12 protein-coding genes are annotated in these 15281 nt (G+C 30.4%); all 12 read right to left on the bottom strand.

Annotation, left to right across the window (positions count from 1 at the left end; translation table 11 throughout):
- Positions 1 to 802: 802 nt before the first annotated feature.
- On the bottom strand, positions 803 to 2788 hold the full coding sequence (locus GB234_RS14680) for a DUF262 domain-containing protein (RefSeq protein WP_151895337.1): 1986 nt from the start codon (positions 2786 to 2788) through the stop codon (positions 803 to 805).
- A gap of 5 nt (positions 2789 to 2793) precedes the next feature.
- Positions 2794 to 4473: a DUF262 domain-containing protein gene (locus GB234_RS14675; RefSeq protein ID WP_151895336.1), complete on the bottom strand. Its 1680-nt coding sequence runs from the start codon at positions 4471 to 4473 to the stop codon at positions 2794 to 2796.
- Positions 4474 to 4699: 226 nt separating this feature from the next.
- Entirely contained in the window at positions 4700 to 5119 is a 420-nt protein-coding gene (locus tag GB234_RS14670) for a hypothetical protein (protein WP_151895335.1), read from the bottom strand.
- Positions 5120 to 5303: 184 nt separating this feature from the next.
- A complete protein-coding gene (locus GB234_RS14665) occupies positions 5304 to 6020 on the bottom strand; it encodes a hypothetical protein (protein WP_151895334.1) in 717 nt (238 codons plus the stop codon).
- Between the two features lie 207 nt (positions 6021 to 6227).
- Positions 6228 to 6812: a superinfection exclusion B family protein gene (locus tag GB234_RS14660; RefSeq protein WP_151895333.1), complete on the bottom strand. Its 585-nt coding sequence runs from the start codon at positions 6810 to 6812 to the stop codon at positions 6228 to 6230.
- A 3-nt stretch (positions 6813 to 6815) separates the two neighbouring features.
- Positions 6816 to 7013, bottom strand: a complete 198-nt coding sequence (locus GB234_RS14655) for a hypothetical protein (RefSeq protein ID WP_151895332.1) — start codon at positions 7011 to 7013, stop codon at positions 6816 to 6818.
- Positions 7014 to 7387: 374 nt separating this feature from the next.
- Positions 7388 to 8551 carry an HNH endonuclease family protein gene (locus GB234_RS14650; RefSeq protein WP_151895331.1) on the bottom strand — a complete coding sequence of 388 codons (1164 nt, stop codon included), beginning with the start codon at positions 8549 to 8551 and terminating at the stop codon, positions 7388 to 7390.
- A 7-nt stretch (positions 8552 to 8558) separates the two neighbouring features.
- Positions 8559 to 9734, bottom strand: coding sequence for an adenine-specific methyltransferase EcoRI family protein (locus tag GB234_RS14645; protein ID WP_151895330.1), 1176 nt, complete (start codon positions 9732 to 9734; stop codon positions 8559 to 8561).
- Positions 9735 to 10034: 300 nt separating this feature from the next.
- Positions 10035 to 11354, bottom strand: a complete 1320-nt coding sequence (locus tag GB234_RS14640) for a hypothetical protein (RefSeq protein ID WP_151895329.1) — start codon at positions 11352 to 11354, stop codon at positions 10035 to 10037.
- 193 nt (positions 11355 to 11547) lie between these two features.
- A complete protein-coding gene (locus GB234_RS14635) occupies positions 11548 to 12540 on the bottom strand; it encodes a DNA cytosine methyltransferase (protein WP_235906157.1) in 993 nt (330 codons plus the stop codon).
- Positions 12540 to 13613, bottom strand: coding sequence for a HindVP family restriction endonuclease (locus GB234_RS14630; protein ID WP_151895328.1), 1074 nt, complete (start codon positions 13611 to 13613; stop codon positions 12540 to 12542). Before GB234_RS14630 ends, GB234_RS14635 begins: the two co-directional genes overlap by 1 nt.
- A gap of 258 nt (positions 13614 to 13871) precedes the next feature.
- The gene (locus GB234_RS14625; RefSeq protein WP_151895327.1) at positions 13872 to 15035 is read right to left on the bottom strand and encodes a hypothetical protein; all 1164 of its coding nucleotides are present in this window, start codon (positions 15033 to 15035) and stop codon (positions 13872 to 13874) included.
- Positions 15036 to 15281 lie beyond the last annotated feature (246 nt).

Here is a 15281-nt window from a genome sequence, read left to right as displayed (position 1 = left end):
AAATTGTTTGGTGTCATTTTTTCGTTTGCTGTAAATTCCGCCACGTTTTTTTCCGCTTTAGATGACCAAAAAGCAAGACCTGCTAAAATTAAAATGCCAATAATTATAATTAATGTAATGCTCATTTCTCAAATGTGTGGCAACGGTCTTGTATAAGAATAGTTGCGGGTTTGCTTGCGAAGAATTTCCGTAGGAAATTCGGACGTAGCAAACGTGCAACTGCCTTTAAATTAAATTCAAAATAGCAATTATTTTTATACTTTGTTGCCAATAGTGCCTTTTTCGTTTCTAATTCGTTCTGCTATTTTTAATTCCGCAATTTTAGTTTTTCGAGTTTGAGTAAGTTCGGCAGTTTTCAATTCCACAAACTTGCTCAAATTCCGATTAATATTTTTTCGGCAGAGTGGAAGTCAGCTTTTTTTTTCGTTCAGTTCCGTTTTCCTTTTTTTCCAATATTTGTCAATTCCGCACAGAAATTCATTCCGATTTTAGTGAGTAAATTCACGTTTTTGTTATTCAATTCGGCGTTGTTTTTCACGCTTTAAAATTCCATCTTTGTTATCAGAATTCCGATTTCACAAACTTGCTCTCGCATTATTGGCAACGGTCTTGTATATGGCTCGTAGCGTGCAAATAGGCTGTTTCCCTTCGGTTGAGCACAAGCCAGATTTTTAAATTTTACTATTTATCTTTTTTATTGGAAATCGTCAAATTTAAAAATTTGGCGGACTCGCAAATATGCCTTAACTTCGTTTAAGCAACTGACTAGCTATGAGCTATATACGTTGTTGTGGGTAGTGCTTTATTCAATTTTAATACATCCGTTTTTGTCTCTAGGTCTTTTACTTTTTAATAGGTAGCAATAACTATTGTCTGGAGGTATTGCTATATAATTCGAACCTATTTCATTTAGTAGCCTTTTTTCCTTAATTAGTCTTAGTTTCCAATTTGGGAAACTATCGTTAGGAGTAAAGTCTTGTGATATTTCTATTAAATTCTTGTTCTTCAGTTTCAGTAAAAGGTTTTTGAAATATTCTCTAAACTCTGAATGAATCAAATATTCTATTTCACGGAATTTGTCTATCAATCTTCTTTTATCGCTATCAACAACATTCCAAAAAGACCACCAGTAATGATAAAATTCGTACTTCCCATCGACTGATATTGTTAATAGAGCACGCCTTAAATCATTTGTTAAGCACGAATCTGAACTAAGATTTCTTAAGAATACAGATTTAATTTCCTCTAATGAATCCAAGTGAATATTATCTAAAGTCTTGTCGATATTTAAACAGTAAAAAATAAAATCTATACGACCTCTCAACAAGTCTGAATCTTCTAATTGAAATATGGATTGCTTAATTTGAGGATTTTTAATAATAATTCTCGCTTTAAATTTTTCTTCATCAATTTGTTCCTTTGCAAAGGTTGATTTTAAGTTGTCGATTTTTGATAAATATTCATAAATATCTGAACAGCCAGTGGATAATTCTGAAATTAGATTAATAACACCATCAAATGTTGCTGGACTTCTTACTATATCAGGTCTTTTACCACTTTTTTCTATATCTCCTCTAGAAACTATATTTCTTACTACTCTTATCCAATCAAGATATTTTTGAGTGTTAGTCTCATCTGCGTTTCTAAAGTATTCTAATTGAGCAAAAAGGAAAACTCTTTGAGTATAAGATGCACCATCAATTTCTGGAGCAAATATCACTTCTTTTAAAAAATCTTGATTTGGTTGATGTCGAAACAAAGGAAAGTCAATTTTTATCTTCTCTATTTCCTCATACTTTTCATCTAATAGATTCAAGCAATCAACTAAATAATTAAAACTATGCTGTTGAAAAAATTTTGGAGAAATGTTATTGGCATCATCTTTTAACTTAGAAATAATTTTTAATCTTTCATCTGTTTTCTTGCTTCTTTCTACAGATGTCTGTAACATTAAAAGTGTTGAAATAAAATTTACGAATGAGCTGTCTACTGTATCACCTTTTCTAAAATGCTTCCAAAACAAATCTGTCCAAGTTGTATCTATTTTAAACGCAAATGTTTTTGTGAAATCTGATTGATTTTCCCATTTTTCGTCTCTAATCAATTTTTCAAAACCTGCTTTGAAATTTTCAAAAGTAGAAAGTAGTTTCCCTCTAGCATTCATCTTTATGTAAAGGTCGTCTGTTAACCCAATATTTTCTAATTCAACGTGGTAAAATCTTATAAGATTAAATTCTGATGATGTTAGTTTATGCCAAAGATTTGGTGTTTCAAAAAATTTTAAATGAATATCATCTATTGTTCTCAACATAGCATCGATTGTAGGGTCATTTTTCCAAGATAAATAAAACCAAGGAGAATCTATTATAGTTTCACTTGGCGAAACATCTTTTGATAATGAGATGCTATTTTTTACAAGTGAATTACAAAAATCTCTTGAGGATATCCTTGTTTCATAAGTAAACTTAATTAGTGTCTTTTCTGCTTCTAATAGCTTGTTGTCTTTTAAAGCAGCATACCAATGCAAAAGAAAGAGTGTTGTCAATCTTTGCTGACCATCGAGAGGTTGGAAGGAATCTTCTGTATTACTCCCATATACAAAATCCAACATAATTTTTTCTTCTTTGCTAATACTTTCGTACAGAGCATTCAAGAAATTTTGCCTAATTTTCTTTTTATCTTTTCTGCCTTGGGCATAATCACGCTGAATGATTGGAATCTCAATATTATTAGATATTAGTAATTCATAAAAACTATAAATTTTGCCTTTGTACTTTTCGTTTTCCATTATGTTTATGCTAGATAAGAATTTAGAACATTATGTAAATCATTTTCATAATTTTCTCGGTCTTCTTGAGACCAAAAAGAAATTTTTGGAGGATACTCACTGAAATATTTTAAAAAAACATTTTTTGTGCATATAGGAATGAAAATTCCTTGTTTATCACGATTTATAATAGTTTTTCGCTTAAAAGGAAATACTGCATTTTTATAACTTCTATTGGTCCCAGAATCTAATAAAGTAAGATTTGATAAATCATTTATATCATCATCTTCTCTTAATTCCGCGTTGAAATAAGTGACTATTTGATCGAACAAAATTTTAAAGCCATCCTCGTCTTCTTCTTTCCATTCATTTATTTTTTTTCTTAATGCTTTTTCTTCTTTTGTTTCATTACCAATAAAGACAACTGCATCTTCAATCCATTGCTTTTTGTTTTTGTCAGGTATTTTATCTTTTACAGAAGTTATATGCTCTAAATCCCATTTTTCATTTTTATATAAGTCAAAAGGGAAATATGAATTATCTTTTGAACTAGCCAACATTGTTAAAATGTTATACAAAAGGAGTACCTTTCTTACATCTTTTCCATCTGAATATTGCAGTTCATTTATATCTATATTTTTCAACTCATTTTTAATAAGACTATCTAGATACCCTTTAAATTCAGATTTACTAATGTTATCAGATGTTTTGTAAAGTTCTTTAATACTTGTTGATTCAGTGCTAATTAAAAATCCTATTTTATGATATAATTCACGTTCATTGAACCACTCGCTAAATCTTTGGAAATATCTTTTTACCTCTTTCCAATTTTTAGTTAATTCTTCATTGCTTCCTTTTGAAAATTTCCTGCTGAAATATCGAAAAGTATCATAATTATCATTTGGGTCTGGCTCCTCGTTTATTAGGTTGAAAATAAATTCTATTCGGTTAGTTGAAACAGAGTTTTGATTTAAGAAGAACCAAAATTTATCGTTTTGTAAAGAGTTTTCAATATTATCCCATTCTGTAGCTATCTCTAATTGCCTTAATCTTAATTTACTTTCTTGATTTTGAAAATTCGAACTATTTAGAAATAGCGCTTTAATTAACTCGGAGTTCGTTAGCGGAATTTTACCAATGTTAATTCTTGTAAAAATTGAAATTGAATCATTTTCATTACTTAAATACCAAATTACTTTAGAATTAAATTTAAATTTTGAACGAAAATTTCCCGTGTCAAAATTATTTCCTTTTTCTTCAAACCAATTAGAAATGGTCTTGTAAGCGTTTGTTATGTAAAAAAAGTCAACGTTTGATTTATTATCAACATCTTCTTCTAATTGATTTAAAAAGGTTTTGGAATCTGTTCTAGTTTCGTAATCTAATTCAAATAGTTTATCTCTTCTTTTTTCTACAAAATCCTGATTTAAATAATATAAGATTAGGTAAATTGTAGTGAGTCTTTGTTGTCCGTCAATTACTTCAAATTTATTGTCATCGATTTTTTTTACTACAATTGGCTGAAGACAATACCAAGTTTTTTCATCAGAACTCTCATTTATGAGTCTTGGCGTGAAATTTGAAATGTCGTTAAGTAATTCAACAACCTCTTTGGAACTCCATCTATATCCTCTTTGATAAGAAGGTATAAAGAAATCATATTCTTGAAGTTCACCTATAGTTTTTAATTCTAGTATATTTTCCATACGGTTTTTTTTGCATTACCCACAACGGTTGTGTATAAGAATAGTAGGGCGGAAAAAGAGCGCAAACCATTCGGATGAACACAAGCCGAATTTTTAAATTTTTCTTATTATCTTTTTTATCAATAAGCCAAATTTAAAAATTTGGCGACTTTGCAAATGAGCGCTAACCTTTTGTTAAACAACTAATTGCCCTATTATTTTTATACGTTGTTGTGCTTTCGTACTTTCACGCGAACTCTTTCCATTCGAACTCTTGATAACTTTTAGGATTCCAGTTTTTTAAGGAATTTCCTAATCGGTTTAACGATGCAGGTTCAGCTTTCAAAGTAAAGCTTGCGTTGTATTCAGTTTCCTCATCGCCATTATTCCACGCATCAATTTTGAGAGCTGATTGTCCATTCCTCAAATAGCAATATACTTTTATCATAAAATAAAACGCCCATTTTTTATCCTTTTCTCCGATTTCAAATTTCACTTCGTCATTTACGTTTTTTGGAAAAGTAATTAACTCTTCTGCAAACTTTTGAAACGCATCATCATATTCATAAACCTCAATTCCTACAGAACAAATTCCGTTATCCACAAAAATATGATAGTGAATTAAGTCATCGCCTTCGTCGATATCAAGTACTTTAATTTTAATCACAATGTTTTTTTAGTATGAAGCACAACGGTTGTGTATAAGAATAGTAGGGCTGAAAAAGAGCGCAAACCATTCGGTTGGACACAAGCCGAATTTTTAAATTTTTCTTATTATCTTTTTTGTTCAATAAGCCAAATTTAAAAATTTGGCGACCTTGCAAAAGTGCCTTTACCATTGGGTTAAGCACTCATTGCCCTATTATTTTTATACGTTGTTGTGGCACGTTTTTATGCACCCAGTTTTCTTTATTGGCTATCATTTCCGCTGATAATGGTTCAATTTCGTCTTGAATTATACATTCCAAGCACGAATTAATTATTGTTTTCGTTCCGCTCAAATTCAGAATTTCATCCTGTTTTGGTTTTCCGTATTCTATTGCAATCATTGAAGCCCAAACAGATACTCGATATTGAGATTCCATTAAATATCCTAAAAAATTTTGAATTCCTTTTTGGGCCAAAAGCTCTTTCCCTAATTCAACTATTTGTTTGTATTCATTCAGATTTCTTTTATCAAAGTCAAAAGGATGAATTGATGCCAAATAGAGATTTCTGCAACCAAATAGAAAGTCAGTACCTTTTTCATTAGTTAGCAACCTAATCGGTTTCACATTCATTTTATACGCAATTTTATCCATTCGGTTTTTCTGCTCAACACTCAATTCCATTTCGCATTCAGTTATTAGGTATGCAAGATGTTCATAAGCAATTCCGTATTCTCGATTTTCTAAATATTCCGCAATGATTTGTTTTCCATTTTTAATTCCGAGACTTTCAAAATTTGATTGTTCAATTCTATTCGACCAAACAGTATTCAGAATGTCATTGCTCAATTCGGCAATCTCTTTTTTTAATGATTTCTGAAATATTTTAATCAAATCTCGATTTTTTTTTAAATGTGCCACAACGGTCTTGTATATGAAACGTAGTGCAGAAAATAAGCAGTTTCGTTTCGGATAGGCACAAGCCGAATTTTTAAATTTTTCTAATTATCTTTCTTTTCTCAATTAGCCAAATTTAAAAATTTGGCGACCTTGCAAAAATGCCCGAACCTTCGTGTTAGCAACGCCTCGCACTATGTTTTATATACGTTGTTGCCACACGTACTTTCTTCACTTATTGGACATTTCATAAATATAATCAGATGTCCATTCAGGTCTATTTCTTCCAACACTTAACATTTGTTCTTCAGTCATATTTGCTCGAAGTCCCAAATCAAATTCAGTCAGATGTTTTTCGGCTGGTTTTGAAATTGCCATTGGAAAATACATTCCCGTTCCGATATTTGATTTCCGTATTAGAATATATTTATCGAGTAAGCCTGAAACTACAGGATGATCCATTGGCATTGAAATTGTCGTCCGTTGGGTAATCATAAATTCTCGTAAAACGGATTGTTCCGATGGGTCTAATTTTTTAAGCTTTTCTTTAAGTTGCTTTGTTAGTTTTTTTCTAAAGAAGTAGCTGTTTATTTTTTTGAATATGAAATAGATAAGAGACAGAATTATGAATGCGACACAAACGATAAAGATGATGCCGAAATACATTCCATAATTACTTTCAAATTCTGTTAATTTTAGTTGTTCAAGAAATTGTGCAGGTGCAAAAAGAAGAATTCCACTAACAATACCAAATAACCAAAATATCTTTATTGGCACTTTACTAAAATCTATTAAGTCGCTAAATGAAAAAGTCATATTTTAAATTGGATAAACCTTGGTTGTTGACACATTCATTTTCCTATTTTCTGGATTGTTAATTTCTTCTAAATCAACAAAATGTTCGATAATGATATGTTCTTTTTCGGTCGTACTTTTGTCCGTTTTCTTTATTCTATTATCAATTACTTTATATTCTCTATCGTCGAAATTGATTTTGCATTTTTGTCCTAATTCCATTTTTTTCTTGTATGTGTGGCAACGGTCTTGTGTATGAAACGTAGCGTATAAAAAGACACTAACTTTTCGGATTTAACACGAGCCGAATTTTTTATTTTTATGTTTAATTTTCTTTTCTAAATATAACCAAATAAAAAATTTGGCGTACTTTGTAAATATACAAAAACCTCTCGGAAAGCCTATAATAGCTATGTTTTATACACGTTGTTGTGTGTAGTGTTTTTCACGTTGTGCTTGGTTTTCCGATGTTTGTTATTTAGTTCTGATTGTGCGTTGGTAAGACATACTCTTTTGCAATTTTGGGCTTGTGGGTCGGCTGAAGCGAATTGCAAATGTGTATGGCTTTGAGCGTTGGCATTATTCAGTTCATAGTTTTATTTATTTCCTTTTGCTCGATTATGAGTTTTACATAACATTTCGCAATTCTTTATGTCTGTTTTTCCTCCTTTACTCCAAGCCGTAACGTGGTCAGCATCCATTTCTTTCAGAGAATAAATTCTGTTCTTATTCGCGTTATTTCCTAAAGCACAAAGTGGACAATTTGAAATTTCTTTCTCTTTTGCTTTTTTAGTTTGTTTACTATAAACAGATTTTTTGTCAGCTTCATCAAAAACTCGAATTTCTAACAATTTTGTGTCTTCTGAACCGCCAAGAATATATTCAAAAATGCCCTTTCTTTTCTTCAAATATGGGTCGCCATAAAGTAACTTAACTTGTTCAGTTACCTTTTTTTGATTGTATGGTTGTTTATGATAAGTTTCATAAAGTCTTCCCCAATCTAAACCACACATTTCACTTTCCACGTCTTCAAATACACTTGAAGCCCAATCAATTACACTATTAAAATAATTTTTAAGTTCACTTATATTTGTGTCATATCTGTGTTTACTCATATAATCGACAATATTTCCTTTACTTACCCAATCTAAAGCACGTTCCATAAAATCTTGTCTATTTGCACTTCCACGAACGTAAGCACTCCATTTTTGAATATTGGCGTTTTGACTATTACTGAACTCTTCTTTTGCCAAAGTAACAAAAGGTCCTGAAAAAACAGCGTTATTTACTTCTTGTTCATTTAATGGAACTCCAGCTATATTAATGGTACGAAACCATTCTTTAATCTCGCTTTCTTCACCTTCGCAAACATAAATTAGCATTGGCGTTTCTAAAATTATTTTTTGCTTGTCTTTTGCAATACCGTCAAAATATTGAGGCATCCCATTTTCGTCTGTAATTGCAAATTTATTAGTAACATACCTACCAAAGCTTGTAATTCTTTGTTGACCATCGAGTACTTCAAAATTGTTATCTGCGACTTTATTAAAATAAATTAAACCTAATGGATACCCTTTTAATAATGAATTAATTACAGCAACATCTCTTTTGCCATCAGCATATATATAGTTTCTTTGATATTCTGGTTGAATTGTAAGTTTTCCTGAAAGACCGAATAAACCTTTACCTTCAAGTTCGTTATATAGGAAACCATCACAAATATCTTTTACTGTAATATTAGTTTTTAAGGTTGTTATCATTTGTTTTTTATTGTTTTTTTACTTTTGAGGGAATTATGAAGAGTCTATCGTATAATGAATAAGCACAATTACCTTTTTCATCAATATAGTAATTACCTTTTTTTGGTTTGCCTGCAATCATAGGATTACCATTTGTTTTTTTTCCAGAAGAACCTGTATATGAGCCATCTTGTCTAATTTCTTTGTAATTATCATAAAATTTATGACTTTCTAATCCAAATCCATCTTTCATTGATAAACCTATTATTTCAAATTGTTCAGGCGAATGTTTACTTAAAAAACTGATAGGAACTCCCATTACATCATTATAGTCACTTGGTATATTTTTAACTCGAGAGACATCTATTGCATCAAAATTGTCATATTTGACAAAAGGTTCTTTTGTACTAAATTTTATTACATCCGCTTCAGTCATTAATGGTAAAGGTCTATGTCTTTTACCGTGGTCAACATTTGTAAACCAAATAGTACCAGCTACAAAAGCGTATTTTTTACCATTTTCTTCTTTATGAAAGTTTTCAAATTCATCGGGAAGTTGATACCAAACATTCCGACCATCGTTTTTTCCCGCGCCTAACCACATTTTTTTGTCTCTAATTATCGGGAATACTTCTTTATATTTAATAGCATTCATATTGCCAATAATTATAAATTGTTTTTCTGCTTCAACTATCCAAGCTAAAAAATCACGGAAAAGAGAGAAAGGTGGATTTGTAATTATAATATCAGCCTCATCACGAAGCTTTTCAACTTCATCACTTCTAAAATCACCATCGCCTTCTAAATAATCCCATTCTAAATCGTCCACATCTATTTTACCATCACCACTTTTGTCGTGAGTTAATGTAAAAATCTTTCCGTTATTACTGGCTTTGCTTTTGTCAAATTGAGGTGCGTTTTTTTCAAAAATTGTAATTTGGTAGCTACCTTTATAGAGTTTACTATTTATTGCATAGCTTGTACTAATTAGTTTTTTAATTCCTAATCTTTCAAAATTTTGCGCAAAATATTTAGTGAAATTACTCCATTCTGGGTCATCGCAAGGTAATAGTACTGTTTTTCCTTTAAAGACGTTAGAGTCATATTCTAAATAAGCAGAAATTTCTTTTTCAATATCAATATATTGAGTGTAAAACTCATCATTTTTAGCCTTTTTTGCATTTACGAGATTACTATGCGCCATATTTTAATTTACTTATTTTTAGTTTTCAATTTAACATTATTTTCAGCGTTGGCAAGAAACAGCTCTTTTATTTTTTTCGCGGTGGCATTTCGCGTTGGAAAAAAAATAAATGTGCTGTTTGCGCGTTGGCTTTTTTAGTTCAAATGTTCAATTTCAGCACGATTTTTACATTACACACAACGTGTTTGTATATGGTTTGTTGCGTTGTTTAAGCACTAAAGTTAGCAAATAAAAACCGAATAGAAAATCCGCGAGGATTTTCGTAAGTAAGCTAGAACTAGCAATAAATTATATACGGTGTTATGTGGCGTTTTTTAAATCATTTTTCAAACCTAAATTCGCCAATATCAAACGTAATGTTATTTTTCTTAAACAGAAAATTTGAGATTTCAAATCTTTTTCGTTGATGGAATTGACACTTCCGTGTGTTAATTTATCTCGTGTTTTCTTTAACTTATTAAATGAATATCCAAAATCTAATGGATTTATACTATTTAATTTCAAAGTCTCCTCTAAAGGACTTTTTAAAGGTTTTATCTCGATTTTATTAATAAGACCATTCCATTTATCTTTTAATAAATCTTTATCTGCATTTTGCTCTAAAGATGATGAAATTAACTCAAATGCCTTTCTAAAGTTGTCTTCTTTGGATTCTTTAAATATAAATCTTTCAATTTCTTGTTTAATATTGAAAATCTCGATTATATTAAAAAGCAATAAAAATGAAGCAGTTAAATCTACTTCTCTTGAATGTAAATAATTATCTATTGCTTTATCGAATTGCTTTTCTTTTGTGAGATAATTAGCGTACCAATCTGTTTTTAATATTTTCTCAATTCGGCAGTTTTTTTCCAAATGATAAAAAACTGTCGAAAAATCGGAAACAAATGTTTTATTATTTGGCGAAGTGTCTCGATAAATAAAAATCTGTTCTTCTGTTCTGTAAGTTAACTTTTCAAATATGATTCTAATTCCAAAACAGAAAGATAAAAAACTACATATTATCTCCAGAGACCTTTTAGACTGTTTAAAATCTAAATCTGCAAACTTATAGTTTATGGTCGGAATTTTTTTTACTGTAAATTGTTCGCTTCCTCGTTTTTCATTATTTGTAAATTCCAATTCTGGTCTAAAAGATATTTGTTTCGCATCATAGAAGTCTTTCATTCCATTCATTCGAGAAATTGAAAAATCATTTTTGTCTTTGAAATTGGTGAAAAAAGAGTAAAATGAATTAACTGTTTTTAATCCATTTTTATTCAAAAATGCCTTTCCTTCATTTACAAATTCTTTGTGTTTATTCGGAAACACTAAAGCTATTTTACTTACATAAATAGTGAAGTAAGTATTTTGGACATCGCTCTGAAATGATTGTGTTCTGTATATTCTACTTTTGTCTAAAAAAAGCGCAACCTCTGTACCAGTAATTTCAAAATTATCTTCAAAAAGTCCGTGAGAACCTTTTGATATCATAAAATTCCTGTCAATTTGAGAACCAGCTTCATTATCTATTATTTGAAAATACATTATTTCGTCAGTAACAAATAAATGAGCGTGGAATGTTTTGGATGAAATCTTTTTGTCCTTAAATTTTAATTCTATGCAGAAATATTCTTTCATTCACGATTTTTTTTCAAATGCCACATAACGTTCTTGTATATGGCTCGTAGCGTGTAAAATAGCAGTTGCCATTCGGTTAAGCACGAGCCACATTTTTTAATTTTCTTTTTACCTTAAAATTTCAAAAAGTTAAATTAAAAAATGTGGCGTATTTCGCAAATAGACCTTAACTTGTGATTGTGCAACTATTTAGCTATGAGCTATATACGTTGTTGGGCACAGTGCTTTCGGGTTCTAATGCCATTCTAACTTGTCCGTAGTTTTTATATTTTTTAAGCTTTTTATCTGCTATATATTCAGTTAAGCAATTTGCAAGGTATTCTCCCAATTTTACTGGAACTGCGTTACCAATAATTTGCTCTAAATTTGTTTTAGTTCCGTTAAATTTAAAAGATTTAGGAAATGTTTGAATATAACTCCTTTCTTTAGTAGTCAACGACCTTACATTTTCCGATACATCAACTGGGTCTCCCGAATGTCTTGGATAACCTGCTGGAATTGGTCTGTTAACTCCACGAACAGTAGGACTTGGTTCGTGAATGCTGAAAACGCCACGTCTTTTGTAACTTCTTGGATGTCTGTAATAATTTTCAACTCCAAGTGAATTTCCAAGATAGTCAAAAACTGTCATCGGTTTTTCAGATAAATTTTCATTTATATAAGGCATCAAAAAATCATCTTTTTCTTTAAGACGACCAATCATAAAAAATCTTTTTCGAGCTTGTGGAACTCCACATAAACTTGCATTTAATACAGTCATTGTAATGCCATAGCCAGAATCTCTCAAAATATCAATTGCCTCTTTTAAAATTCTACTTTTTTTAATTCGCTCGACATTTTCCATTATAAAATACTCTGGTTTAACAGAACTTATAATTTTGGCATATGATATTGTCAAATCAGCTCTTCCTAATGTATCATCTCTTTTTCCTGCGCTCGAAAAATCTTGACAAGGTGGACCTCCAATTATCAAGTTAGGTTTAAGTTCGTTTATAAACTCTTTGCTTTCATCGGTACTCAAATCAAAATCGTAAATAGGATGGTCGAAATTCTCCTTATATACTTCAACTGCTGGTTTCCAATTATCGAAAGCAGCAACTATATCAAATCCTGCATTTTGAAAACCTAAAGACATTCCTCCACATCCTGAAAATAAATCTACTGTTCTAATTTTGTCTTTTTCCATTACTCAAAAATTTCGGGTGAATTAAATATTATTGCGTCAAATCTTCTCTCTGGACTTAATAAGTTTTGACCACCACCTAATATAATGTTTTTTATTTCATCTTTTGTTATTCTTGGTTTGGTTAATTCCTCACATCGCATATATTGAAAAGTAACCAATCCACTAACAGCAAAAGCTTTATCGTTTTTCGTATTGTAAGATAATGAATCAATAATTTTTGCGTGGTTAAATTGTCCATTATTTGAAAAATCATAAATCATTTTGAAAAGCCAAATGATAGTTCTTATTTGTCTTGTTATTCTATTTCGCGATGATAATTCTCCGCGTGCAACATCTAAAAACAATTGCGTAAATGCAAAGTTTGACCATACAAATACATCAAGGCAATTTTCCGAAAGGGCAGGTGATTTGCCTAGCGTTTTCCAAATAGGTTGCATTAATATTGGCTCTTGCTTGTCGAGAATTGATAAGGTAATTTCATCTATAATTTGAAGCATTTGAGGAAGATAAGGCCAAACGGAAGTTCCTTCAGTCCAATCTTCTATTTTTTCAAAGTCTTTAGGAAAATGAGATTTTAATTCATCGAGCCTATCTTTAAAATTATTAACTATACTACAAGCAAGATATACAATGGTGTCAGGTCTAACTACAATTTCAGTTCCATAGTTATCTTCTGTTAAAGAACAAGTTGTATTATCTGGTAAAGCTGTAAGTTTTATTTCTATAGGTTTTAATGCTTGTCCGCTACTTCTACTTTGGGTTACGAGGTCAACTCTAGGAAGATGTCCAACTAATAATTGTTCGTATGGCGTAAAAGCAGATTCAAAAGAGTAAAATAAATCATCTGAATTTGGGTCAAGTCCGAAAAAGTCCAAAGTTGATATTTTGTTATGGACTACCTTTAAATCTTTGTCTAAAGTTAAGTAAACGTTGTCAAAATTACGTTCGTAGAGATAAGCTGAAAGTGCTGCTGGAAAGGAAGAATTAAATTGGTTTTTGCCCCAAGTATTTTTATTTGTAAAATCTCTATTTGAGTGATTAATTCCGAATAATCCAGGTTTATTATTGGTCATTTGTTTTCTGTTCTTTTTATTGCAATATCGTGATTTTTTCGTATTGTGCCCAACGGTCTTGTATATGGCTCGTAGCGTGCAAATTAGCGACAACTATTCGGTTAAGCACGAGCCGAATTTTTTAATTTTCTTATTATCTTTTCTTTTCAATAAGCCAAATTAAAAAATTTGGCGGACTTGCAAATATGTCTTAACTTTGATTAGGCAACTGCCTAGCTATGAGCTATATACGTTGTTAGCAAACGTATTTTAACCGCTCTAATTTTCTAAAAGGCTATATTTTACAAAATTGTTATTCCATTTGTCCGTAATATTTATTGTTTTTACCAAATCATTAAATTCAAATCCGTTGGTATTTGTTGCTGTCAAATATATTCTTGCCTCTGCATTTTGTACTTTGAATTTATCTATTGTTGGGATGTAATCAATGTTGTTGGTATCTTCAACTTGCTCAAAATCATTAAAAAGCCTTAAACAAAAGTTGGATTTTGTATTTATCAAATTTGGCGAAAATTTATTCTCTGTGATATTGGTGAAATAATTGTAATTATTACTATTGTCAAAATAATTTTCAAATTCTTCCATTAAACCTTTTAGCCTTGTCAAATCCTTTTCAGAGTATTTGTATCTTTTTTCTGTAATATATTTATTCTCACTTTCAAGTAGTTGAACATCTTCTTTATCGTCTTTGTCTGTTCTTTTCCAATTTTCTCTGGTTAAATCGAGATAATTAGCATAACGTTGTAGTTCCTCCAAGTTAGTATTTGTATTATTTTTAAAAAAAGAGGACACATCGTAATCGCTCAATTTGTCCGTTTCTGTGAGATAATCACGATAATCTTTTGATTTAAACGTAATTGTTCCTGCTTTATATTTTAAAACTAATTCCACTACAATTTGACTTTTCTCAATAATTTCTCCAAAGGGATTTCCAATTTCCGTGGTTAAATTCAAGATTGTCGTTTGGGAAGAGGATATTGTAGAAAAAATCAGTTTTTTGTCTTTATTGAATACGTCTCCGAATTTATAGCTCAATCCGTTATTAAAATCTAATTTGAACGATTCTTCTGAAAATCCATTTTTTGTCTTTTCCTTAATTTCGTTCTTTGAATTTGGCATTTTACTTTGAATGTAGTCTTTTGGTCTTATATCAAAGCTGTACAAAATATCGTTTTCTTTGTTTTTGTAAACAGATTTTATTGTTACTCCTAAAGTTTGGTAATTAATGTCATTTCCTTGATTTGCTTTTGCTCTTGTAATTTGTTCATTTTCTATTTGTTTGAAAGAATTATTAAAGTCGTTTGAAGTGCCATAGTCATTTTTGTCAATTATGTAAGTATAAATAATTGTATTAGTTTCTTTATCAAATTTTACCTTTTCTGCGAAAGTGTATTCATCAACTTTAGCTGGAAGTTTCATCATTCTGTTCGTGTTCTGTGCGATTTGCGTCATATAGTTTTGAGCATTTTCTTCTTTTTTTGACAGATTATCACAACCTATCATCAAAAAGCACAAAATTATTAAGTAAAGAATGTTGTTTGTTTGTATTATACTGAAATAGGTTGACCTTTTTTCGGTTGTTTTTTTTGATTAATCAATTTCTATTTTTAAATCTTAAGTTCAGCTAAATTTACATTATTTTTTCGATAGGATTTATATTTGATATTT

Origin of the sequence: Patiriisocius marinistellae, assembly GCF_009014635.1 — a bacterium.
Classification (GTDB): Bacteria; Bacteroidota; Bacteroidia; order Flavobacteriales; family Flavobacteriaceae; genus Patiriisocius; species Patiriisocius marinistellae.
This window is presented reverse-complemented; position numbering and strand designations above follow the sequence as displayed.